The following is a 21,593-nucleotide window of genomic DNA, read 5'->3' on the forward strand; positions in this document are numbered from 1 at the left end:
CGGCGCACCTTTTCGCAACACAACACGCGCACGGCTCTGCCCTGTGCGTTTCTTTTTTCGCGTTTTTCGAGGAAATGGTACCGCCTCCCTGGCTTGAACAGGGGACCTCTGGATCCACAATCCAGCGCTCTAACCAACTGAGCTAAGGCGGCACTCGTGAGGGGCGATTTACCGAACGCGCCGGGGGAATGCAAGAGGATTAAAGCCGAATTTTCCAGCTTTGTTCGACAAGATCGACCCCAAAGGAATGCACTGGTTTGCTGTCCGTCAAATGCCACCCTTCAGTTTTGTAAAGCGCGCAAGCCGCCCTATGGCTTTCATGGGTCCATAGTGACATCTTCGTGAAACCAACAGCACGCGCGTAGTTCATACAGGTGCGCAACAAGCGTTTGCCAAGCCCCTTCCCCCTCGCCTTTGACACCAGGAAAAAAAGCCGCAGTTTCGCTGTGTCCTCATCTAGCCGGACACAAAAAATACTCCCAAGGCGATCACCTGCCTGCTCGGCCACCCAACCACGTTCGCATTTGGGATCATGACTGGCCACGAACTCGTCAAGTATCTTGCGCACCAACCGGGCAAAGCTTTTGTCGAACCCTTCATCGCGCTCGTATAGGATTGCGTGCTGCTCTACCAACCAAGGCACATCTGACGCGCGAAAGAGTCTGATTGCTACATCGTTCATACTGTATCTGAGCGCATCTCTGTCTTGATTCTCAAGTCTTTGCGCGCTAGCACAGACCCTCATCCCCGGAGGCGCAAATGAGCATCAACACCGAACGTGACATTCAGGCAAATCTGCAGATCGGCCCAACCGATCGAGGTATGGTACGCCTGTTCATTGAGGCGGATGGCGTCGAGATTCCGATGGACTTTGAACCGGACGAAGCCGAAGAAATTGCGGAAGAAATCCGTGCTGCTGCTCAGGCTGCTCTGGCTGTTAAAGGCTGAAGTATCAAAGCCTTGGGTCGCGCAACGCGTGCAGTCTTCGGGCCGCATCTGTGGCGAATTTCTGGATCATCTTTTTGCGACGTGCTGGTGCCAGCTTATCCTCGGGTGCCATTCGAATTATTTCAGCATCGTAGGCATCGGCGATAATTAGCCCCGTCTCAGGCGGCAACAGCTCGGTCGGAAAATCTGTATCCACGGCCCAGAAAAACCGATCACACCACTCCAAATAGCCCTGCCACTTGGAATCCGATTGGTAATCGGCTCGGCTGGATTTGCATTCCACTACCCACAATTCACCCTTGGGGCCCAACCCCATAACGTCCACACGCAACCCGCGCGCCGGCACGAATTCCTCAACAGAAACAAAACCGTGCGCGCTGAGATGACGCGCCACGCCGCGTGCTAGCTTCTGGCCGGGTTGTAGATCCAATGTCATTGGAAAAATGTGAACAATTCATGAACAAATTGCAAGGGAGAGATTACGGTTGACGTGATACCATATGGTATTGAATAAATATGAAACCAAATGGTATCGAATATGGGGAAACGGATGCCTGACCAAATCCAAAACGCGTTTCGCGCGCTTGCGGACCCCACGCGCCGGGACATCGTTCAGATGCTTGCATCGCAGGATATGACAATCGCGCAACTGACAGATTGCTTCGACATGACCCGAGCGGCCGTCAAGAAACACCTGACCGTGTTGTCGGACGGGGGCTTCATCCAGGTCGAAGCTCGGGGGAGAGAACGCATCAACCGTCTTGAACCCAAGGGAATGGCCCCTGTTCTGGATTGGTTGAGCTTCTTTGATCAGTTCTGGGAGGAGCGCCTGCGTAACTTGAAAGAAGCCATTGAAAGGAAAGAGACATGACCAAAGCAGTTTTGCAAAAGACCATCTTCCTGTGCGCCGAACCGGACACTGTCTGGGCCTATCTGACCGAACCGGAACATCTTGCCGAATGGTTTCACAAGCCCGAACGCCCACTGGCCGCAGGACAAAGGCTTGAGATGTTCGGGACCACAAGCGGCGATCTGTTGATCTGGGGAGAGGTGCGTGAGGCGCGCAAGCCGCAATATCTTGAATATACCTTCACGGTGAAACCGATGGGGGACGCTGTCAGCGTAGTCAAATGGACGTTAGAACCCATAGACGGCGGCACGCGATTGTCTTTGGAGCACGAAGGCCTGCCACAAGGCGCAGAGGCTTTCGGCCTGATCCTGGCCCTGGATAACGGGTGGGACGAGCATTTCGGCAAGATGCGCAAGGCCCTGCACGAGACTGTTGACGCTTAACCCCTTGTGCCAGCCCGTAAGACGCCCTAACTAAGCGCTTGGCGGGTTCTGCCCTTCTTGTGACTGGTAGCATTCTGGTGGCCTTAAGCAATTCCGAGGGGGCTGGCTCTGTTCAGGTCCTGGCCTGATTACCTGGCGCCCACCTGTACATACAGGTCCTCGGGAATCACACCGCACGGTTGACTGGTGGTCCCGCCGCAATTTTCCTTTAATTTCAGCGCTCTGCGCTGGAATCCTGCTTGACCGGAACCGGTTTGAACAGATTTACGACCGGCGAGCCGCGCCGTGGGCCACCCGGCTTTTCGGCCATGCTCATGATCTTGTAAGCAAACTGGACGCCTGCAAAGACAATCCCGTTCATGAACCAGATCATGACCAACGCCACTAGCCCAACGTCCGAACCCCAGATCAGCCCGCGCAGATTGGCCACGTTCACCGCCAACAGCACGCCGACAAACACGGCTGAGATTACGAAGCCCCAGATAACCTGAGTGATATAAAGACGGATGAGCTTGGGCATTGCGGCACTCCTTGTTCTGCAAGAAGCTTAGTCTGCCAGAGCACCTAGTAAAGGCGTCAGAACGCCTCGGGCTGGGCTTCGCGCGCCATGTGGTCCAGTACAGCGTTGACGAATTTCGGCTCTTTTCCTTCTGGGAAGAAGGCGCGGGCCACGTCGACGAATTCGGTGATGACCACCTTGGGCGGCGTGTCGCTTTGGGTTAGTTCGGCGCCTGCGGCGCGGAACGCAGCGCGCAAGGTCGGGTCGATGCGCCCGATGGGCCATTTGGCCACCAAAGCGCGGTCTGTCATCTGATCGATCGGGGCCTGATAGTTAACTGCATCCTCAACCAGCTTGCCGAACAGGCGGATATCGCCGTCCAGCATTTCTTCGCCCTCATAGACGGCACCGAACCGGTGATCCAGAAACTCGTTCACGACTGCTTCGGTCGTCTGGCCTGACTGCTCCATCTGGAACAGCGCCTGAACGGCGTAAAGCCGAGCGGCGGATTTCATCAGGCGTTTCTGGTTTGCCGGTTTAGGCGCGTCTGTCTGGGTCATGCTGTCGTGGGTCCGTTGCTGTCGCCCGCCACTAGGATGGACTCGGACGGTGGCTTGAAGCCCACGCCCTTTTTGGAAGAGCCCCACTTACGGCTGAGCGCGATCAGATGCAAGGCCGCAGCGGCTGCCCCACCCCCTTTATTCATCTTTTCTGGGTTGGCGCGCACCTCGGCCTGTTCGTCGTTCTCGACGGTCAGGATGCCGTTACCAATCAGCAGGCCCTGTAGGCCCATCAACTGAATGGCGCGACTGGAATCGTTGCACACCGTTTCATAATGCGTGGTCTCGCCGCGAATAACGCAGCCCAGCGCGACATAGCCATCATAGTTGCACTGCCGGTCAGCCATGGCGATGGCGGTGGGTATCTCCAACGCGCCGGGAACCTCGACCACGTCACAAGTGCCGCCCGCAGCCTCGATCTCGCCCTTGGCACCGGCAACCATATTGTCGGCAATGGCACGATAGAACGGTGCCACCACCAGCAGCAGTTTCACCGGCTTGTCGAACGTCGGAGTCGGCAGGACGCCGTGTTTGTCTTGTTCAGCCACGATCAGTCTTCCTTGAGGATGGAACGGGTGCCGACGATGGACAGGCCAAACGCGTCGAGTCCCAGATATACGGTTTCGGGCGAGTCGGTCAGCAGCACCAGCTCGTGAATTCCCAATTTGGACAGGATCTGAGACCCCAGTCCTGTTTGTTTGATGGTCCGAGGGCCTTCATCCTCGACCGCATAAAGCGAGTTGCGCGGTTGGCGGAACAGACAGACGACGCCGCGCCCCTCTTCGGCGATCTTCTCCATCGCACGCGGCAGTTCGCGCGAAGATTTAGGCCCGAGGCCCAAGATATCCGGCGCTTCGTGTAAAGCATGGGTGCGGGTCAGAACGGGTTCGGGCGTGGTGATGTCGCCTTTGATCATGACCACATGTTCGATGCCATGAAGCTGGTCAGTGAACAGCCGCATCTCCCATTCGCCACCATATTCCGAATTGACGGTTTCACGCGACGTCTCGACCACCAGATTGTCATTGCGGGATCGATAGGTGATCAGGTCGCTGATCGTACCGATTTTCATGTCATGGGTTTGGGCGAATTCCACCAGATCGGGCAGACGCGCCATTGTGCCGTCGGGCTTCATGATCTCGCAGATCACGCCTGAAGGGTTCAGCCCGGCCAAGCGCGAGATATCAACCGCAGCTTCGGTATGGCCCGCGCGCACCAGCACCCCGCCCCGCTTAGCGCGTAAGGGGAAGACATGGCCCGGGGTGGCAATGGCCGCCATCGTGTTTTGTTCATTGATGGCCGTCGCAACAGTCAGGGCGCGGTCAGCGGCGGAAATCCCGGTCGACACACCTTCGCGTGCCTCGATCGACACGGTGAACGCGGTTTCATGACGCGAGGAATTGTTCACCGCCATCATCGGCAGGCCCAGCGCATCCACCCGTTCCGCGGTCATCGGCAGGCAGATCAGGCCGCGCCCATGGGTGGCCATGAAGTTGATCGCCTCGGCATCCGCAAACTCGGCGGCGATGACCAGATCGCCTTCATTCTCACGGTCTTCGTGATCGACCAGAATATACATCCGGCCTTTGCGCGCCTCTTCGATGATCTCTTCAATCGGGCTGATCGCGTCGCGCAGTTGCGCTTCGACGGGTCCGGGGGTTTCAAAGCTCATTGGGCAGCCTTTCGCAGAGCATGTTTGCACGGGTGGATAGACCACCCCGCGCGCAAAGGCCAGTCTGCAAACGTCCCGAACCGGTCAGAACGCGGCGTTTAACTCAGGACATTTCGGCCAGGCGGGCAACGTAGCGGGCCAGGGTGTCGATCTCGAGGTTGACTTTGTCTCCAATCGCAACATCGCCCCATGTCGTCACCTCTTTGGTATGAGGGATGAAGTTGATACCAAAGTCACTGCCGTCCACATCGTTGACGGTCAGAGACGTCCCGTTCAGCGCAACCGAACCCTTGGGTGCGATAAAGCGCGCAAGGTCCTTGGGCGCGCGCAAGGTCACACGGGTACTGTCGCCTTCATCCTCGATAGCAACGACCTCGGCGACTCCGTCCACGTGCCCAGACACGATATGACCGCCCAACTCATCCCCGACTTTAAGGGCGCGTTCCAGATTGACATGTTTGCCGACCGACCAGTTGGACAGGTTCGTCTTGGATACCGTCTCGGCACTGATCTGAACATCATACCAGTCGTCCCCCAAGGCGATGACGGTCAGGCACACCCCATCGCTTGCGATTGAGGCACCTATATCGATGCCGGATGTCTTATAGGCGGTCTTGATCCGCGCCCGCAGGTCGCCCTGTTGGTCAAGTTCGGCAATGGTGCCAACATCGGTGACGATACCTGTGAACATTTCCTTTACCCTTCGGTTCCTAATATTCCATCCAGTCTACTTGCCGAGGTAAGCGTATCGGCGGTTCCGGGCAAGGCCCGCCTTGCCGGACGCAGCACAAAAAGGCATAAATTTCGCACCAACGAGCAAGAGCAGCACCAATGCCACCACTCACAAAAGGCTCTGAGCGCCGTGTTTTCCTGTTTCTACAGGGACCGCACGGACCGTTTTTCAATGCACTCGCACGCGTGCTGCGCAAAACAGGTGCCGAGGTTCGGCGTGTGGGCTTCAATGCCGGTGACCGCGCGTTCTGGTTCGACCGTGCAAGCTATATTCCCTTTACCGACCGTCCTGAGCAATGGCCTGAAAGTTTCCGCAGGCTGACTGAGACGCTTGGTGTGACCGACCTCGTCTTATACGGCGACGCACGCCCAATACATGCCCAAGCAATCAAGATTGCCAGCGAACGAAACATAACCGTGCATGTGTTCGAAGAAGGTTATCTGCGTCCGTGGTGGGTTACTTATGAACGCATGGGATCGAACGGGAACTCTCGCCTGATGTCGCTTACGATCCCGCAGATGGAACAAGCCCTCGAACGCTCAGACACTCAGGATCCCCCACCGCCTTCGCATTGGGGCGACATGCGGCAGCACATCTTTTATGGTGCGCTATATCATTGGTTTTTGTTGTTCCTCAATCAGAGGTATCGCAACTTCCAGCGACACAGAGAGCTGCCAGTTTCCAAGGAATTTACGCTTTATTTCAAACGACTTATGCTGATGCCCTTTCACCGATTGCAACGACGCTGGGCGACGTTTCGCGCTCGCAGCAGCGGTATGCCATATCATCTTGTGCTGCTGCAATTGGGGCATGACAGCTCGGTTCAATCGCATTCCGACTATTCCAACATGTCAGAATTTCTGGAACAGGCCATCAAGGGCTTTGCTGATGGGGCACCGCGTCACCACCAGCTTGTCATCAAAGAACATCCGCTTGAAAACCACCGAGAACCCCTGAACCGCAGAACCCGTCAAATCGCCAACGCCCATGGTGTCGGCGACCGTGTCCACTATGTGCCGGGTGGAAAGCTTGCGCGGCTGTTGAACGAGGCGAATTCCGCTGTCACCATCAACTCGACCGCCGGACAGCAAGTTTTGTGGCGCGGAATTCCGCTGCGCAGTTTCGGGCGGTCCGTCTACAACAAGCCCGAGTTCATCTCGGGACAGACATTTGCCCAGTTTTTTGGCAACCCCACCCCTCCTGACACGGCCGCGTATCAGGCTTATCGCCAGTTCCTGCTTAAAACCTGCCAGGTGCCCGGAGGGTTTTACTCCAGACGCGGTCGGCGGCAGTTGCTGCGGCGTGTAACGGATATGTTGCTTGCCCAATGCGACCCCTATGAGACACTGCTGTCGGGTAACGCGGCGCAGACGCCACAGTTGAAGATCGTTGAAGGAAACAAACGGCTTGATGCTGGAAGTCAACGCAATGACAAGCTAACTTAAGACAAACAAAAGAAGACTGAGGATATTCGGCAGTGCAGTGCTTTCCGCTCCAATGGGCACGGGGACTTTTCCTTGTTGCCGTTTTTGGCTTTTTGGCCGGGTGTCAGCTTCCCAAATCTGGCCCGAGCAAGAATGAAATTTTGGCTGGCTCAGTTCAGAATGGTGGCAATGCATTCATAGTCGAAGTGGATGATCGTATTACCGAGGTCACGTCCGCTGTTCCCCAATTCGGGTTTTCGCAGTCTTTCCTCAGCGCGCCAAACCTGGCCGCCGATACAGTGCGCCCCGGTGACTCCCTGAGCCTGTCGGTTTGGGAGAACGTCGATGACGGGCTGCTTTCTTCAGATATCGGCGGCGCGACGACGCTGGATCAAATTCAAGTGGACAGTGAAGGGTTTATCTTTGTTCCTTATGCCGGTCGTGTCAGGGCCTCTGGGAATACCCCCGAACAGCTGCGCCAACTGATCACAAGCAAACTGCAAGACCAAACACCAGATCCACAGGTCGAGGTCCGGCGGACAGCCGGAAACGGTTCAACCGTTACGCTGAACGGCGAGATTGGCTCGCCAGGTATATATCCTATCGAAAGTCCGACCCGCACTCTGGCTGGCATGCTGTCCCAAGCCGGAGGCGTTTCAGTCGGGTCTGACATCGCGCTTGTTACCGTTATTCGGGGCAATCAACGGGGAACGGTCTGGTACAATGACCTGTTCACCAATCCAAAGCTGGATATCGCACTACGCGCCGGTGACCGCATATTGGTCGAGGCCGACAGTCGGTCTTACGTCGCCCTAGGGGCTACCGGACAGTCACGTGTTGCGTTCGACAGTCAAGATTTGACTGCACTCGAAGCTTTGGCCCAAGTCGGAGGGCTACAGTCCCTGTCCTCGGACCCTACCGGCATCTTCGTGCTGCGGAACGAACGACAGGACATTGCCCGTTCGGTCATGGGACGCTCGGACTTACAGGGCGAACAGCGGGTGATTTACCTGCTTAACCTTACTGCACCAAACGGCCTGTTCGTAGCCCGTGATTTCGTCATCCGCGACGACGACACGATCTACGTCACCGAAGCGCCCTATGCGCAGTGGAGCAAGTCGATATCGCTGATCGCGGGCGGGCTTACACCGCTGGCCAACGTCACGACCCTGACAGGCGGGTGATGTCGGCTGCGGCGATGGCCGAGGAACAGCGTACCCGCCTGCGTGTCTACAATGGCGGTTTCCTGACCAATCGCCGTATTCGTCACATTCTCAAGCTTGCGGGCTACGACATTCGGCTGGGTCTACCCAAAGACGGAGACACCGTTGCCATATGGGGCAACAGTCCAACCGCCCACCGCGGCTTGAATATCGCAGAAAAACACAAATCCCCTGTCTTGCGTGTCGAAGATGCTTTTCTGCGATCTTTGCACCCTGGTCGGGATGGCGAACCGCCGCTAGGCCTATTGCTGGACCGGTCCGGTCTACACTTCGATCCTACGCGCCCATCCGATCTTGAGACTTTGATGGCGACGCACCCTTTGGATGATACGGCCCTGCTGAACCGGGCGCGCGGTGCGATTGCGCGGATGAAGGAACTGCATCTCAGCAAGTATTCGGGGTTTGAAGTCACTAAGTCTCTGCCGGCGCCGGGGTATGTGTTGGTTGTCGATCAGGCCCAAGACGATGCATCGGTTACTGCCAGCAAAGGCGACGCGGCCCGGTTCCGCGAAATGTTGGTCATGGCGCAAGAAGAGCACCCAGGCGCGCGCGTGTTGATCAAAACCCACCCCGAAACCATTAGTGGCCATCGCAGTGGGTATTTCTCTGACCTGGACCAATCAGGTCGTGTCGCTTTGTTTGAAAACCCGATCAGCCCGTGGGACTTGCTTGAAGGTGCAGTGGGCGTCTACACCCTGTCTTCGCAATTCGGGTTCGAGGCCATTTTGGCAGGCCACAAGCCCCGCGTCTTTGGTCAACCCTTCTATGCTGGCTGGGGCCTAACGCAGGACGAAGAATACCTGCCCCGCCGTCAGCGCAGCCTGACACCAGCCCAGCTTTTTGCGGCCGCCATGATCCTTTATCCTACTTGGTATGACCCCTATCGGGATCAACTTTGCGAATTGGAAATGGTTCTGGATACGTTAGAGGCGCAGACACGCGCATGGCGTCAGGACCACGCAGGCTGGACCGCCTCGGGGATGCGTTTGTGGAAACGTGGTCATCTTCAAAGGATGTTCGGGCGCGAGACCAAAATTCGCTTTACCAAAAGCCCTCCTCCGTCTTCCGAAAAACCACATATGGTTTGGGCCAGCCGAGCCGAAGGGCAAGAGAGTGTTGTTAGGATCGAGGATGGTTTCCTGCGGTCCCGTGGTTTGGGCGCTGCCTTGGTTCCGCCCGTTTCGCTGGTCACCGATGATCTGGGTATATATTACGACCCGACGCGATCTAATCGGCTTGAACAGCTTATCGCCCGACGGGAAATTCTGCGCCCGGATCAGGAACTGCGCGCAGACAGGCTGGTTGAGAAAATCACCTCGGGGCAGATCAGCAAATACAATATCGGCGGCCAAGTACCGGACTTGCCCAAGGGGCATCGCATTCTTGTACCCGGACAAGTAGAGGACGACGCCTCGATCCTGTTAGGGACCGGAACGATCCGTACCAACCTTGAACTGTTACAGATGGTACGGGACAAGAACCCGGACGCTGTTTTGATCTATAAGCCCCACCCAGATGTCGAGGCCAGTCTACGAGACGGTGCGATAGATGCCGACGGCCTCGCTGATGTCACCATACGCGATACGGATCCGGCCCAGCTATTGCCGCAGGTCAATGAAGTCTGGACAATGACGTCTTTACTGGGGTTCGAGGCGCTGATCCGCAACCTGCCTGTGACCACTGTCGGCGCCCCCTTCTATGCGGGTTGGGGGTTGACGCAGGACCTCGGCACCGTCCCGGCTCGGCGTGGCGCACATCCCACGGTGTTGGGTTTGGTCCATGCCGCGTTGATCGACTACCCGCGGTATCTGGACCCGATCACAGGCAACCCCTGCCCAGTCGAGGTCGCGCTGCAGCGCCTGACCGACCGTGAAGGAATCAAAGGTCCGCCGATGTTACGATTGCTATCTAAGCTGCAGGGCGCCTTTGCGACACATGCTCATCTATGGCGACGCTAGCGCAGTGACCGCCGCCAGCGATGCATGACGTCGGGGCCAACGGCGCGCGTTTCCATCAATTCAAACCGGGGGGCTGCTTCCAGCGTCTCCAGTCCCAATGCTCCGATCCCTGGCAAACCTTCTGCACCGATGGTCAGACCCGCGCTAAATCCGACCAGTTCGTCAACCAGATCCTGCGCCAACAAAGACGCCGCCAACGCCGAGCCGCCTTCGCAGAAAACACGTGTCAGCCCCGCCTGCCCCAGTTGTTGCAACATATCCGCAGCATCAATCTGGTGATCTTGCAATACGCAAGGGATCAATGTGGCCCCTAGCCCCTCCCATGCCCGGGCCCGCTCGGCATCGGGGGCATGGCCGTGGCACAGCCAAACCGGGACTTGCTTAGCGGATCGGGCGAGTTGGCTCATCAATGGGATATCAAGATGGCGCGAGACAACGATACGGACAGGTTGCTGCGCCACACCAAGATCACGGACGGTCAGTGCAGGGTCATCGGCCCGCGCAGTACCTGCGCCAACCATAACCGCGTCGTGACGCGCGCGCATCGCGTGGACTTCTCGCCGCGCCTGCGGACCGGTGATCCACTGGCTGTGACCACTGGCCGTCGCGATCCGGCCATCGAAACTGCTCGCCAATTTAAGGGTTATGAACGGGCGCCCCTGCTCCATCCGCAAGAAAAAACCTGCGTGGTCACGTTCGGCCTGCGAGGCCAAAACACCTGTCGTGACTTCGATGCCAGCTTCGCGCAATTTGGCGAAGCCCTGCCCTGCAACACGCGGATCACTGTCCTCGACCGGCGAAACCACGCGCGCAATCCCCGCTGCGATCAGCGCATCCGTGCAAGGAGGAGTTTTCCCATGATGTGCGCAAGGCTCCAGCGAGACATAGGCCGTCGCGCCTTTGGCCGTTTCACCAGCCTGTGCCAACGCAACGGTTTCCGCATGCGGTCGTCCGCCGGGTTGGGTCCAACCTCGCCCAATAATCCGACCATCGCGCACGATAACACAACCCACCGAGGGGTTTGGCCAGCACGTGCCTTGACCGCGTTGCCCCAAAGACAGGGCCAACGCCATGTATCGTTTATCTGTGTCGTTCACTCGTCAGACGAAGGCTGCGGCGGGCGCAGTTCGTGGACAAACTCCTCGAAATCATCGGCCGCCTGGAAATTCTTGTACACGCTTGCAAAGCGCACATAAGCAACCGTGTCAATGCGCGCCAACGCTTCCATGACGATCTCGCCAATTTTGTTCGACGGGATATCGGTCTCACCCATGCTTTCCAGGCGGCGCACAATCCCCGAGATCATCTGATCAATACGTTCGGGGTCGATTGGACGTTTCTGCATTGAGATACGGATAGACCGTTCCAGTTTGTCGCGGTCAAAGTCTTCCCGTTTGCCATTGGTTTTGATCACAACCAGATCGCGCAGTTGCACCCGTTCATAGGTTGTGAAACGTCCGCCACACGCAGGACAGAACCGGCGCCTGCGGATCGCGACGTGATCCTCTGCGGGGCGTGAATCTTTCACCTGAGTGTCAATATTTCCGCAAAACGGGCAGCGCATCCGCCGTCTCCTCGTCCCTAATTCCGCCTCTAATTGTAAGCACTATGGCTTACTTATCCACAACTATAGGGCAGCCTCTAGGATTTGGGTAGTCGGAATTTTTCACCGCAAGATAAAGGGGTCACGCGAAATGCGCAGCGACCTTTCGATAGTGGGGCGCTGAACGATGTTCAAACAAATAGATCCCTTGCCAAGTGCCCAGAGCCGGACGGCCACTTGCCACTGGGATCGTCAATGATACCGGCAGTAAGGCAGCCTTTATGTGTGCTGGCATGTCATCTGGGCCTTCATAAGTGTGCCGTAAATAGGACATCGATGGATGATCCGAGGGCGGAACCAGCCTCTCAAAGAAAGCACTCAGGTCAGTTTGCACCTCGGGATCTGCGTTCTCTTGTATCACCAGAGAACAGGACGTATGGCGCACAAACAACGTCAGCAGCCCGTCGCGTTCGACCGAGTTTAGCCAGTTACCTACGTCCGGGGTGAATTCATATAACCCCGGTCCGCGTGTCGAAATAATAAACTCGGTCTGCAACAGGTGCTCATTCTCGCTTAGTCGTCAAAGATTTGCCGACGATAGCACAGTGCGTTCGCACTCTGAACCGATCTGCTTTGACCAGCAACAAAGCCGACGTTGATTGACTTGACGTTCAAATCAACACCAGGCGGAGGACTGACGGAAAACTGTACAGCGGTCCGGCGTCCAGTTGCTTCGCTGGGTCCATAACCGCGCACTACGTAGATCGGCTGTTTCCAACCTGCGCCCAAAGTCCTCCGGGCATAATCGGCAGCGGCACACCAATACCCATCAACATCGTTGCGCCCACGCGGGATCACTTCGTAGACGTTGGCATTGACCGAGACCGTCTGAAACCCAAATCGCGCAAAGCCAGCGGCCGAAAGCGGTGTAGTCAGAACAACTGCGGCAAGCGCAGCGTAAGTCATAACCTGTTTCATAATCATACTCTTTCCTGTTACGAGGTAAGACTGGAAATAGTATAACCCGCTCAACGGCAAAGCGGGTTCACGATCAATTCAGCCCACGTCCTGTTTTGCGTGATCAGCCGTTAGCCTTCCGTGATATCGGATCAGCAACCCCAAAACAGGCATCCGAGCGGACACATCAAACCGAAAGCGCCCTTCGTCATCCTGCCACTCAAACGTATTAGACCTGGGTAATATGAGCTTTGGGCACGGGATTCCCCACAAGCGTAACCGGTGAAGACGAATGGACAACTGCCCATCGAAAAGCACGGGTTTCAGCCACAAGGTCAATGGGCCCATCCGCTCGAGTACGTAGCCTGACCTGTAGCCGATCCGCGACCAGGTCGTCTGGCCGTTGAAATTCCTGACCCATATCCATGCCCTGTCCCGTTTTGTTACCGATAAAGAGACAGGAACATTGCGGCCACCAGTGGGGAAGCTTCCAAGCCACAAAGCCATACGCACTAACAGGCCGCGGCCACGCTCAATATCACAGAAACCCGAATAGAATCCCTGACTGCCGTGCAGGTGCCGCAAGGCGTCGGGCAAAACTGACTGCGCCGGCAACGCTTGCCAAAACGGATCAGGTTGCATCTAGTACCCTTTGGGAAGAAAGCGCGACATTAGATCTTTGTCCGGAACCAAGCAGGTATCAGCCCGACCAAACACGGCATATCTGTTGCGCGCCAAAACGTGGTATATCGGGTCCTTAACCACCCCAGGCAGATATTTGCACAGGGACACGACGGACCACATCCCCGGCAGAGCCTGCATGGCTGCAGCAAATGCATCCAACCGTTGATAAACTTGACCGTTCAACACGACGAGGTTCGTTTCAAAATCCTGTGTCGGTAATTTAAGATCTGAATAGAGATTTCGCCCCAACTCGGATTGCGCAGTTACAAACTTGAACCTTTGCGCCCTATCCCGTTTCAGCATGAAACGAAAAAAGCCCGTGCACAGCACGCATTCGCCATCAAACACAATAAAATCTTGGCTCTTAACCAATTCGTCCAATGCAATGTCGTGCATCTTAAAATCGCCTTTGCCGTAATTTCCCCCAAAGTGACACCGCAAACACGACGCCACAATGCGACACAGGCAACAGCAGGAATGGGCGTGCCGGGGAGCCACAGTATGCCTGCTCGAATTATCGTCTGGGCTCTGGCCCCATCCCCAAAAAGGCGCTGACCCGGCAACGTGACAGAAATACGGGTTTGCCGCCCAAAGCGCATGTGACTTTTTGCCAACGTTTTACGGATTTATGTCACGGCGGATGCGTCCCACACCTCTCAGCAAGGGTGCAAACAAACAGATATCGCGATAAGATACAGCATGGACGTCGATATCTCACGTATTCAGCTTTTGACGCGCATGCTTGATCACAAGACACAGAATCCTGCTGTCACAGATCGAGTATTGGAAAAATGTAACATACAGCGCGATGACATCACGGTTTCTGCGGGCACTTGTAGCGCCCACACAGAAGCCCTCTTTGCCAGATATGCCTGCGATATTCTTGAGGACCCGACTTTTGCCGCAGCGGCCGGGCTAGAATACCGATCTTCCTCAAGCCTTACCGCATACATCAGCAAATACTCGCGAGATTTGAAACAAGTTCTAGAAAATACCTCGCGTTTTCACGGGATCATTGACCCGGCTCTGATGTTCAGTTTGCGCGTCGCAGGGAATTTCGCGTCGATCGAGGCTGAATGGAAAGATGCCAGCTTTGCTCGATACCACAGACGCACAGAGTTTTTAGTATTTGCAGGTCTGGCACGGATGCGAAACCTGACTCAGATTGATTTCTTCCCAATGGAAATACGTTTTCAACATGAAACAGGAGGCAATCGGACCGCGTACCAAAAGCTTGCGGGTTTTCCAGTCATCTTTGGGGCGGAACGAATTGAAATCGTGCTGGCACTATCATCGCTTGATCTACCTGTCCCAACTTATGACCCCAAGCTGCGCGCGCATTTGTTGGAATACGGAGACCGAGTCATCGCAGAACACCGACAGCCCAAGCAAAAACTACGTGCTCGGGTTGAAGGCTTGATCACCCGCTCTCTGCCCGGAGCGATCATTCAGGCGGATGACGCTGCCGCCAACCTTGGCCTCAGCGCGCGCACCTTTGCACGTCGTCTTAAATACGAAGGAACCAGTTATCGCGAGATTGTCGATGACCTGCGTTGCGATCTGGCGCAAACATTTATCACAAACGGCATGCCCTTGTCAGAGATCGCATTTTCACTTGGATACGCTGATCAACCAGCGTTCTCGACAGCGTTCAAACGTTGGACAGGTCAGGCACCCAGCACATTCCGCAGCAGGCTGGACTTTACTTCCGGGGCCTGAGACCGGGGGTCATCGGCACCGTCGCCTCTCCCCGGCCTGTCCCATGAGTGGACAAAACGGAAATAGGCGACCAAGCCAGATGACACTTGTGACTTTCTGCCAATTTGAATTTTGGGCCGGCCACTTTCACCACCCGCGCAAAAAATAAGCGCCTCAGATGAGGCGCCTATTTGTCTATTGATCCAAGAATGACCGCAACTTGCGCGACCGGCTTGGGTGTTTCAGCTTCCTTAGCGCCTTCGCCTCAATCTGGCGAATACGTTCGCGGGTCACGCTGAACTGCTGGCCAACCTCCTCCAACGTGTGGTCGGTGTTCATGCCGATGCCAAACCGCATCCGCAGAACCCGTTCCTCGCGCGGGGTGAGCGAGGCCAGAACCCGTGTGGTCGTTTCCTTGAGGTTTTCTTGAATGGCGCTGTCCAGCGGCAGCACGGCATTCTTGTCCTCGATGAAATCGCCCAGCTGGCTGTCTTCCTCGTCGCCAATTGGCGTTTCCAAAGAGATCGGTTCTTTGGCGATTTTCATCACCTTGCGAACCTTCTCCAGCGGCATTTGCAGCTTTTCGGCCAGTTCTTCCGGTGTCGGCTCGCGGCCGATTTCGTGCAGCATCTGGCGGCCGGTCCGCACCAGCTTGTTGATCGTTTCGATCATATGGACCGGAATACGGATCGTGCGCGCCTGATCCGCGATGCTTCGCGTGATCGCCTGACGAATCCACCATGTCGCATAGGTCGAGAATTTGTAGCCGCGGCGGTATTCAAATTTGTCCACCGCTTTCATCAGGCCGATGTTGCCTTCCTGAATAAGATCAAGGAATTGCAGGCCACGGTTCGTATATTTTTTGGCGATCGAGATCACCAGACGCAGGTTGGCTTCGACCATTTCCTTCTTGGCCTGCCGCGCCTCTTTCTCGCCCTTCTGAACCTGCTGCACGATGCGGCGGAATTCGGGGATGTCCAAGCCGACATACTGACCGACCTGAGCCATATCATTGCGCAGTTCCTCGACCTTTGCGGTCGAGCGTTCGATGAACATCTGCCAGCCCCGGCCCGGCTTTTCCGCCATATCCGACAACCAGTTCGGGTCCAGCTCGCGCCCGCGATAGGCGTCAATGAATTCCCGACGGTTGATGCGTGCCTGATCCGCCAGCTTCACCATTGAGCTGTCCAGCGACATCACACGGCGATTGATACCGTAAAGCTGGTCGATCAGCGCTTCGATCCGGTTGTTATGCAGGTGCAGCCCGTTCACCAGTTCAACAATCTCGGCGCGCAACTTTTGGTATGTTGCCTCGTCCTGCTCGCTGAAGGAGCCGTCTTCGTTCAGTGTGGCCGAAATCCGGCTGTCCTGCATTTCCGACAGCATCGAGAAGTCGGTCGAGATGCGTTCTAGCGTGGTCAGAACCTGATCCTTCAGCGCGGCTTCCATCGCGGCGAGAGACATATTGGCCTGATCATCGTCGTCATCATCGTCGTCGTTGTTCAACGGGTTGCCGTCAGCATCCAGCTCGGGGCCTTTATCCTCTTTCTCAGGCTTGGCGGCCTGCACGTTCGAGGTATCGACTACCGGTTCCTCGACATCTCCGTCTTCGTCCATCTGGTTGCCAAAGGTGGCCTCCAGATCAATGACGTCGCGCAGCAGAATGTCTTCGGACAGCAATTCGTCATGCCAGATGGTGATCGCCTGGAACGTCAGCGGGCTTTCGCACAGCCCGGCAATCATGGTGTTCCGACCAGCCTCGATCCGCTTGGCGATGGCAATCTCGCCCTCGCGGCTCAGCAGTTCGACGCTGCCCATCTCGCGCAGGTACATGCGCACAGGGTCGTCGGTGCGATCCAGCTTTTCGGTCCCCGCCCCGGCCAGCGCAACCTCGCGGTTGCTTTCTGTCGTGGTCAGTTCGGTCGAGCCTTTGTTTTCTTCTTCTTCGGCTTCTTCATCTTCGATGATGTTGATGCCCATCTCGGAAAGCATCGACATCACGTCTTCGATCTGTTCCGAGCTGACCTGATCCGGCGGCAGAACCTGATTAAGCTGGTCGTAGGTGATGTACCCTTTCTCGCGGGCCTCAGCGATCATCTTCTTGACCTGTGCCTGGCTCATGTCCAGCGAGATTTCCTGTTCCTGCTCGTCGGATTTGCGATCTTCGGTCGTGTCTTTGGCGGCCATTCAATGCTCCTGCAGGGATGGGTGATTCGATTGAACCGAATCATTAGCGCGTAGAAGTGATTCGGCTACCCGTTTACCCGTTTTTCTTTTCCAGTGCCTTACGAAAACACCAGTTTACCGGCGTTTCCGCTCAAAATTGATCCCGGACATGATTGCCTCAAACGCGTCTTTCTCGTCACGATTGATTCGCGCGCCATTGTCGGCCACGTCGAAAATCGCCCTGTCTTCATTCTGGCTACGGCTTGTGCGGTTACGCTCTTCGGCCGCCTGAGCCAGCCGATATGTCAACGCCTCATCTGCCAGATCCGACAGCTCCTCCTCCGCTTCGGCAATCTCTGCGTCCAACCCCCTGAGAGCTTTGATCTTTGCGAGTTCCTCGGCCAGCGTCATTTCGGCCTTTTCGACATCGCCCGGTTTATGCACGCAAGGGATCACTGCGACATGGCGAAGGGCCAGCAGGTTTTCAAGGGCTTCGGGCCCCAAAGTTTCGGCTATGTGGTCTTTCAGGTTCTCGGGGTCGTCAATCGCATGGCGCAGAATGGCGTGACGCAGGGCGGCGTGGTCAGGGTCACGGCACTCCATCTCTTCCAACTGAATTTCAAACTGCACAACCACTTGCGGGTTCAACGCCGCAATTGCCAAAATCGCTGCCTCGCGCAGTTGGATTTCCGCACCTTCGGACGACGCCAAGAATGACGCTCGCGCGCCTGGTGTCGCCGTCGGCTTAGGTTGCCATTTACCGCGCAGCTGCCACGATCGGTTCTGAGGCTGACGCTGCGGGCGGAACAGTTGCCAGCGCAGATCCTTAATCTCTTGCCCATAATGCGAGCGGATCGAAGGGTCACGGATCAGCTTGATCTTGTCGCGCAGCGCCTTGTCCAGCGCCGCTTTGCGCTCGGGACTGTCGAAGACTTTGCCTTCGGTCTCGCGCTGCCACAGCAGTTTGACCATGGGGATCGCGCCTTCCAAGACCGTTTGCACGGCCCCCGGCCCCTCGGCGCGTAACAGGTCATCGGGGTCTTTGCCCTCGGGCATCAACGCAAACCGTAAGGATTTCCCGGCCTCAAGCAGTGGCAAGGCCAAGTCAACCGCGCGCATCGCGGCGCGCAAGCCCGCCGTGTCGCCGTCCAACGCGATGATCGGCTCATTGGAAATCCGCCAAAGCAGTTGCAACTGGTGCTCGGTAATCGCGGTACCCAGCGGCGCCACCGAAGCGCCAAAACCGGCCTCGGCCAGCGCGATCACATCCATATAGCCTTCGGCCACGATCAGCGGCTGCCCCTTCCCTGCCGCTTGCCGCGCGGGGCCGTGGTTATAGAGGCTGCGGCCCTTATCGAACAACTCGGTCTCGGGTGAGTTCAGGTATTTCGCATTGTCATTCGGGCCCATCGCCCGGCCGCCAAACGCAATACAGCGCCCGCGCGGGTCGCGGATCGGGAACATGATCCGGTTGCGGAACGTGTCATAGGGCTTTTTACCCTTGTTCGACGGCTTGGCTAGACCCGCCCCGAGGATCAGATCTTCCGCCACATTCTTACCAGTTAAATGATCCCATAGGGCCTGCCACCCATCGGGGGCAAATCCGATCTCCCACCGGTCCAGCGCCTGCGCGTCCAATCCTCGACGGGTCAGGTAATCGCGTGCGGCACTCCCTGCCCCGGTTTTGAGCTGCAGGCGGAAGAACTGCACTGCCTGCTCCATCACCTCGGCCAGTTGCGCGCGGCGGTCCTGCTTTTCCTGCGCCTTGGGATCGCGCTGCGGCATCGGCATCCCTGCTTCGCGCGCCAGAATCTCGACCGCTTCGATAAACGAGACATTCTCGGTCTCTTTCACGAAACTGATCGCGTCGCCTTTGGCGTGGCAGCCGAAGCAATAATAGAACCCCTTTTGGTCATCCACATGGAACGAGGCGGTCTTTTCATGGTGAAATGGGCACGGTGCCCACATGTCACCTTTGCCCTGATTGGACTTGCGCGGATCCCACATGACCTTGCGACCGACGACCTGAGACAGGCTGAGGCGCGTGCGCAATTCGTCAAGAAATCCGGGGGGCAAAGACATGGGGACAAACCTGCCAGAAATGAAAACGCAGGCCAAGGGGATGGCCCGCGCTTATCCACAGCGAAATGCAATGGATGTGGATTACTGCTGCAGGCACAGCTCCAGCCAAGCAGCGCCGAGGTCTTTTTTTCTCACATCGCGCATCTTTTGCTCATAGACCCACGGAGTGATCAGGGGAATCGCCGCGTTGTAGTTCTCGGGCCATGTCGGCCCTGACTCTGCCACCGCCTGTGCCACGTCCCGTTCCTTTACCCGGTCCAGCCTTGCCTGCTGGACGGCAGCCACGACGTCTGACTGGAATTTGCAGCTCTGTTCCTTGGTTTCTTGAGCGGCCAGAGGAGTAGCCAGAACAATGGCCGCTATGGCGATACGCAACATGAGGGTCTCCGGGATTCGTTTCTGTCGCAGCAGCTTATCCGCCGCAAAGCCAACCGGCCATTGCCGTTTTGAACCTCGCGCCTTCGTGTTGCGCAGGGGCGACCAATTTCCGCCCTTGCATTTTCCTCAAAGTCCTTTGGCCCGATAGCTTTTCGAGACCCGGTCGATCGCCACGATATAAGCGGCTGTGCGCAGGTCTTCGACATCATCGCGGCTATGCCAAACCTCACGCATGGACTGATACGCAATCCGCATCGTGTCGTCGAGGCCCGAACGCACCAGCTCAAGCTCATCCGCACCTTTCAAGTACTTGGCCTTGAAATCCGGTGACATCGACCACGCATCGCCCAGATACCGATCCAGACGCTCCAACTCGCTGACGATCAGCTCATGCCGGGCTTCTTCCTGACGGCGCTGCATCCGGCCAAAGCGGATATGGCTCAGGTTTTTGACCCACTCGAAATACGACACCGTCACACCGCCGGCATTAGCATACATGTCAGGAATGATCACCGTACCCTTTTTGCGCAATATTTCATCCGCACCCGCCGTCACAGGACCGTTCGCAGCCTCGATGATCAGCGGGGCCTTTATGCGTTCGGCATTTGACAGATTGATCACGCCTTCCAGCGCCGCCGGGATGAGGATATCGCAGTCCTCTTCCAACACCACCGCCCCCTCGGCGGAATGTGTCGCGTCCGGGTAATCCTTGACGCCACCATGTTTGACGATCCACTGCCGAACGGATTCAACGTCGATCCCTTCCGGATTATACAGCGCGCCATCCCATTCGATGATGCCGGTGACAATCGCGCCATCCTCTTCGCTGAGGAATTTTGCGGCATGATAGCCCACATTGCCCAAGCCCTGGACGATCACGCGTTTGCCGTCCAACTTCCCAGTAAGCCCGGCTTTCTGAATGTCTTCAGGATGGCGAAAGAACTCTCGTAACGCGTATTGCACGCCGCGCCCCGTCGCCTCGACCCGCCCGGCGATACCACCCGCATTCAACGGCTTGCCGGTCACACAGGCCCGCGCATTGATGTCCGTCGTGTTCATCCGGGCATATTGGTCGGCCATCCACGCCATCTCACGCTCGCCGGTCCCCATGTCGGGGGCTGGAACGTTCTGGGACGGGTTGATCAGATCCCGCTTGGCCAGTTCGTACGCAAACCGGCGCGTGATCTGCTCCAGCTCATGATCCTCATACTGTCGCGGGTCGATACACAGCCCGCCTTTCGAGCCGCCAAAAGGTGTTTCAACCAGCGCACATTTGTAGGTCATCAGCGCTGCCAGCGCCTCAACTTCATCCTGATTGACGGCCAAAGCGTAGCGGATGCCACCTTTAACGGGCTCCATGTGTTCGGAATGAACAGACCGGTAGCCGGTGAACGTATGAATATCACCGCGCAGGCGAACACCGAACCGCACCGTGTAAGTGGCGTTGCAAACCCTGATCTTCTCTTCCAGCCCCGGAGGCAGATCCATCAGGGACGCCGCCCTGTTGAACATCAGGTCAACACTTTCGCGAAAGCTGGGTTCTTTTGTGGCCGTCATCTATACCTCCGTGCCAACGAACGACTTGCGTTCTGTCGTTTTGTCGCACCCATTGGATAAACGATCAATATTTAAGCAAAAATAAATTTCGAAAAACTGAGTCGCTGAATGCGATCACGCGCGCGTGCATTGTCGACCAGAAGACAACAGAACCTGAGCGCGGATCATATTATTCCCGGTTTGACAAGAAATGGGCCTGATCCAAGGCGGTTTCGCCC

24 protein-coding genes and 1 tRNA gene are annotated in these 21,593 nt (G+C 56.7%); 7 read left to right on the forward strand and 18 right to left on the reverse strand.

The features are described from left to right. Positions 1 to 75: 75 nt before the first annotated feature. Together AC2FNR_RS06825 and AC2FNR_RS06830 are read right to left on the reverse strand one after the other, a co-directional pair. Positions 76 to 152: transfer RNA gene (locus AC2FNR_RS06825), tRNA-His, on the reverse strand. Positions 153 to 199: 47 nt separating this feature from the next. Then, positions 200 to 682, reverse strand: a complete 483-nt coding sequence (locus tag AC2FNR_RS06830) for a GNAT family N-acetyltransferase (protein WP_496848489.1) — start codon at positions 680 to 682, stop codon at positions 200 to 202. A 77-nt stretch (positions 683 to 759) separates the two neighbouring features. Here AC2FNR_RS06830 and AC2FNR_RS06835 point away from each other — a divergent pair, with 77 nt between their 5' ends. Next, positions 760 to 948 (forward strand): DUF6324 family protein, encoded by a 189-nt coding sequence (locus AC2FNR_RS06835; protein ID WP_170352754.1) that lies wholly within the window; start codon positions 760 to 762, stop codon positions 946 to 948. Positions 949 to 952: 4 nt separating this feature from the next. Here AC2FNR_RS06835 and AC2FNR_RS06840 read toward each other — a convergent pair whose 3' ends face one another. Further along, positions 953 to 1,384, reverse strand: a complete 432-nt coding sequence (locus AC2FNR_RS06840) for an MmcB family DNA repair protein (RefSeq protein ID WP_480496355.1) — start codon at positions 1,382 to 1,384, stop codon at positions 953 to 955. Positions 1,385 to 1,498: 114 nt separating this feature from the next. Here AC2FNR_RS06840 and AC2FNR_RS06845 point away from each other — a divergent pair, with 114 nt between their 5' ends. Further along, complete coding sequence (locus AC2FNR_RS06845; RefSeq protein WP_496848490.1) at positions 1,499 to 1,819, forward strand: ArsR/SmtB family transcription factor; 321 nt, start codon at positions 1,499 to 1,501, stop codon at positions 1,817 to 1,819. Then, the gene (locus AC2FNR_RS06850; RefSeq protein WP_496848491.1) at positions 1,816 to 2,241 is read left to right on the forward strand and encodes an SRPBCC family protein; all 426 of its coding nucleotides are present in this window, start codon (positions 1,816 to 1,818) and stop codon (positions 2,239 to 2,241) included. Before AC2FNR_RS06845 ends, AC2FNR_RS06850 begins: the two co-directional genes overlap by 4 nt. Positions 2,242 to 2,455: 214 nt before the next feature. On the opposite strand, the gene AC2FNR_RS06855 is transcribed toward AC2FNR_RS06850, so the two are convergent. The 5 genes from AC2FNR_RS06855 to AC2FNR_RS06875 all read right to left on the reverse strand — a co-directional run bounded on the left by AC2FNR_RS06855 (position 2,456) and on the right by AC2FNR_RS06875 (position 5,663). Continuing rightward, positions 2,456 to 2,761: a hypothetical protein gene (locus AC2FNR_RS06855; protein WP_170750560.1), complete on the reverse strand. Its 306-nt coding sequence runs from the start codon at positions 2,759 to 2,761 to the stop codon at positions 2,456 to 2,458. Between the two features lie 56 nt (positions 2,762 to 2,817). Then, positions 2,818 to 3,300: a transcription antitermination factor NusB gene (gene nusB, locus AC2FNR_RS06860; protein ID WP_496848492.1), complete on the reverse strand. Its 483-nt coding sequence runs from the start codon at positions 3,298 to 3,300 to the stop codon at positions 2,818 to 2,820. Then, positions 3,297 to 3,848: a 6,7-dimethyl-8-ribityllumazine synthase gene (locus AC2FNR_RS06865; RefSeq protein ID WP_496848493.1), complete on the reverse strand. Its 552-nt coding sequence runs from the start codon at positions 3,846 to 3,848 to the stop codon at positions 3,297 to 3,299. The genes nusB and AC2FNR_RS06865 overlap by 4 nt, the downstream gene beginning before the upstream one ends. 2 nt (positions 3,849 to 3,850) lie before the next feature. Continuing rightward, positions 3,851 to 4,972, reverse strand: coding sequence for a 3,4-dihydroxy-2-butanone-4-phosphate synthase (ribB, locus tag AC2FNR_RS06870; protein WP_170352747.1), 1,122 nt, complete (start codon positions 4,970 to 4,972; stop codon positions 3,851 to 3,853). Positions 4,973 to 5,075: 103 nt separating this feature from the next. Beyond that, the gene (locus AC2FNR_RS06875) at positions 5,076 to 5,663 is read right to left on the reverse strand and encodes a riboflavin synthase (protein ID WP_170352746.1); all 588 of its coding nucleotides are present in this window, start codon (positions 5,661 to 5,663) and stop codon (positions 5,076 to 5,078) included. 140 nt (positions 5,664 to 5,803) lie between these two features. Between AC2FNR_RS06875 and AC2FNR_RS06880 the strand changes: the two genes are divergently transcribed. The 3 genes from AC2FNR_RS06880 to AC2FNR_RS06890 are packed head-to-tail and all read left to right on the forward strand — an operon-like array spanning position 5,804 to position 10,310. Continuing rightward, positions 5,804 to 7,150: a capsule polysaccharide biogenesis protein gene (locus AC2FNR_RS06880; RefSeq protein WP_496848494.1), complete on the forward strand. Its 1,347-nt coding sequence runs from the start codon at positions 5,804 to 5,806 to the stop codon at positions 7,148 to 7,150. Positions 7,151 to 7,182: 32 nt separating this feature from the next. Then, positions 7,183 to 8,313, forward strand: coding sequence for a polysaccharide biosynthesis/export family protein (locus AC2FNR_RS06885; protein ID WP_496848495.1), 1,131 nt, complete (start codon positions 7,183 to 7,185; stop codon positions 8,311 to 8,313). Then, a complete protein-coding gene (locus tag AC2FNR_RS06890; RefSeq protein ID WP_496848568.1) occupies positions 8,313 to 10,310 on the forward strand; it encodes a capsule polysaccharide biogenesis protein in 1,998 nt (665 codons plus the stop codon). Before AC2FNR_RS06885 ends, AC2FNR_RS06890 begins: the two co-directional genes overlap by 1 nt. Here the strand turns inward: AC2FNR_RS06890 and ribD are convergent. The 6 genes from ribD to AC2FNR_RS06920 form a co-directional block, all read right to left on the reverse strand. Next, the gene (gene ribD, locus AC2FNR_RS06895) at positions 10,307 to 11,407 is read right to left on the reverse strand and encodes a bifunctional diaminohydroxyphosphoribosylaminopyrimidine deaminase/5-amino-6-(5-phosphoribosylamino)uracil reductase RibD (RefSeq protein ID WP_496848496.1); all 1,101 of its coding nucleotides are present in this window, start codon (positions 11,405 to 11,407) and stop codon (positions 10,307 to 10,309) included. The genes AC2FNR_RS06890 and ribD overlap by 4 nt on opposite strands. Next, positions 11,404 to 11,874 (reverse strand): transcriptional regulator NrdR, encoded by a 471-nt coding sequence (gene nrdR / locus AC2FNR_RS06900; protein ID WP_170352743.1) that lies wholly within the window; start codon positions 11,872 to 11,874, stop codon positions 11,404 to 11,406. The genes ribD and nrdR overlap by 4 nt, the downstream gene beginning before the upstream one ends. Before the next feature lie 121 nt (positions 11,875 to 11,995). Continuing rightward, positions 11,996 to 12,409, reverse strand: a complete 414-nt coding sequence (locus AC2FNR_RS06905) for a secondary thiamine-phosphate synthase enzyme YjbQ (protein ID WP_496848497.1) — start codon at positions 12,407 to 12,409, stop codon at positions 11,996 to 11,998. Positions 12,410 to 12,426: 17 nt separating this feature from the next. After that, positions 12,427 to 12,831, reverse strand: coding sequence for a hypothetical protein (locus AC2FNR_RS06910; RefSeq protein ID WP_170352741.1), 405 nt, complete (start codon positions 12,829 to 12,831; stop codon positions 12,427 to 12,429). A 78-nt stretch (positions 12,832 to 12,909) separates the two neighbouring features. After that, positions 12,910 to 13,452, reverse strand: coding sequence for a DUF4166 domain-containing protein (locus AC2FNR_RS06915; protein WP_496848498.1), 543 nt, complete (start codon positions 13,450 to 13,452; stop codon positions 12,910 to 12,912). Beyond that, entirely contained in the window at positions 13,453 to 13,890 is a 438-nt protein-coding gene (locus AC2FNR_RS06920) for a thiol-disulfide oxidoreductase DCC family protein (RefSeq protein WP_496848499.1), read from the reverse strand. A gap of 303 nt (positions 13,891 to 14,193) precedes the next feature. On the opposite strand from AC2FNR_RS06920, the gene AC2FNR_RS06925 reads away from it, so the two are divergent. After that, positions 14,194 to 15,213, forward strand: a complete 1,020-nt coding sequence (locus AC2FNR_RS06925) for an AraC family transcriptional regulator (RefSeq protein ID WP_496848500.1) — start codon at positions 14,194 to 14,196, stop codon at positions 15,211 to 15,213. 174 nt (positions 15,214 to 15,387) lie between these two features. On the opposite strand, the gene rpoD is transcribed toward AC2FNR_RS06925, so the two are convergent. The 4 genes from rpoD to AC2FNR_RS06945 form a co-directional block, all read right to left on the reverse strand. Beyond that, on the reverse strand, positions 15,388 to 17,379 hold the full coding sequence (rpoD, locus tag AC2FNR_RS06930) for an RNA polymerase sigma factor RpoD (protein WP_496848501.1): 1,992 nt from the start codon (positions 17,377 to 17,379) through the stop codon (positions 15,388 to 15,390). A 114-nt stretch (positions 17,380 to 17,493) separates the two neighbouring features. Next, a complete protein-coding gene (gene dnaG, locus AC2FNR_RS06935) occupies positions 17,494 to 19,440 on the reverse strand; it encodes a DNA primase (protein WP_496848502.1) in 1,947 nt (648 codons plus the stop codon). An 81-nt stretch (positions 19,441 to 19,521) separates the two neighbouring features. Then, on the reverse strand, positions 19,522 to 19,818 hold the full coding sequence (locus AC2FNR_RS06940) for a hypothetical protein (protein ID WP_170352735.1): 297 nt from the start codon (positions 19,816 to 19,818) through the stop codon (positions 19,522 to 19,524). 126 nt (positions 19,819 to 19,944) lie between these two features. Then, complete coding sequence (locus tag AC2FNR_RS06945) at positions 19,945 to 21,375, reverse strand: Glu/Leu/Phe/Val family dehydrogenase (protein ID WP_170352734.1); 1,431 nt, start codon at positions 21,373 to 21,375, stop codon at positions 19,945 to 19,947. Positions 21,376 to 21,593: the final 218 nt, after the last annotated feature.

The sequence above is a fragment of the Ruegeria sp. SATB045 genome (assembly GCF_059613525.1).

Bases quoted from the DNA above. Each gene is read 5' to 3' on its own strand.
- AC2FNR_RS06830 (WP_496848489.1), bottom strand. From the start codon at position 682: ATGAACGATGTAGCAATCAGACTCTTTCGCGCGTCAGATGTGCCTTGG.
- AC2FNR_RS06920 (WP_496848499.1), bottom strand. From the start codon at position 13,890: ATGCACGACATTGCATTGGACGAATTGGTTAAGAGCCAAGATTTTATT.
- AC2FNR_RS06850 (WP_496848491.1), top strand. From the start codon at position 1,816: ATGACCAAAGCAGTTTTGCAAAAGACCATCTTCCTGTGCGCCGAACCG.
- AC2FNR_RS06840 (WP_480496355.1), bottom strand. From the start codon at position 1,384: ATGACATTGGATCTACAACCCGGCCAGAAGCTAGCACGCGGCGTGGCG.
- dnaG (WP_496848502.1), bottom strand. From the start codon at position 19,440: ATGTCTTTGCCCCCCGGATTTCTTGACGAATTGCGCACGCGCCTCAGC.
- AC2FNR_RS06925 (WP_496848500.1), top strand. From the start codon at position 14,194: ATGGACGTCGATATCTCACGTATTCAGCTTTTGACGCGCATGCTTGAT.
- nrdR (WP_170352743.1), bottom strand. From the start codon at position 11,874: ATGCGCTGCCCGTTTTGCGGAAATATTGACACTCAGGTGAAAGATTCA.
- AC2FNR_RS06945 (WP_170352734.1), bottom strand. From the start codon at position 21,375: ATGACGGCCACAAAAGAACCCAGCTTTCGCGAAAGTGTTGACCTGATG.
- AC2FNR_RS06910 (WP_170352741.1), bottom strand. From the start codon at position 12,831: ATGAAACAGGTTATGACTTACGCTGCGCTTGCCGCAGTTGTTCTGACT.
- AC2FNR_RS06835 (WP_170352754.1), top strand. From the start codon at position 760: ATGAGCATCAACACCGAACGTGACATTCAGGCAAATCTGCAGATCGGC.
- AC2FNR_RS06845 (WP_496848490.1), top strand. From the start codon at position 1,499: ATGCCTGACCAAATCCAAAACGCGTTTCGCGCGCTTGCGGACCCCACG.
- AC2FNR_RS06855 (WP_170750560.1), bottom strand. From the start codon at position 2,761: ATGCCCAAGCTCATCCGTCTTTATATCACTCAGGTTATCTGGGGCTTC.
- AC2FNR_RS06875 (WP_170352746.1), bottom strand. From the start codon at position 5,663: ATGTTCACAGGTATCGTCACCGATGTTGGCACCATTGCCGAACTTGAC.
- AC2FNR_RS06880 (WP_496848494.1), top strand. From the start codon at position 5,804: ATGCCACCACTCACAAAAGGCTCTGAGCGCCGTGTTTTCCTGTTTCTA.
- AC2FNR_RS06915 (WP_496848498.1), bottom strand. From the start codon at position 13,452: ATGCAACCTGATCCGTTTTGGCAAGCGTTGCCGGCGCAGTCAGTTTTG.
- ribB (WP_170352747.1), bottom strand. From the start codon at position 4,972: ATGAGCTTTGAAACCCCCGGACCCGTCGAAGCGCAACTGCGCGACGCG.
- rpoD (WP_496848501.1), bottom strand. From the start codon at position 17,379: ATGGCCGCCAAAGACACGACCGAAGATCGCAAATCCGACGAGCAGGAA.
- AC2FNR_RS06890 (WP_496848568.1), top strand. From the start codon at position 8,313: ATGTCGGCTGCGGCGATGGCCGAGGAACAGCGTACCCGCCTGCGTGTC.
- nusB (WP_496848492.1), bottom strand. From the start codon at position 3,300: ATGACCCAGACAGACGCGCCTAAACCGGCAAACCAGAAACGCCTGATG.
- AC2FNR_RS06940 (WP_170352735.1), bottom strand. From the start codon at position 19,818: ATGTTGCGTATCGCCATAGCGGCCATTGTTCTGGCTACTCCTCTGGCC.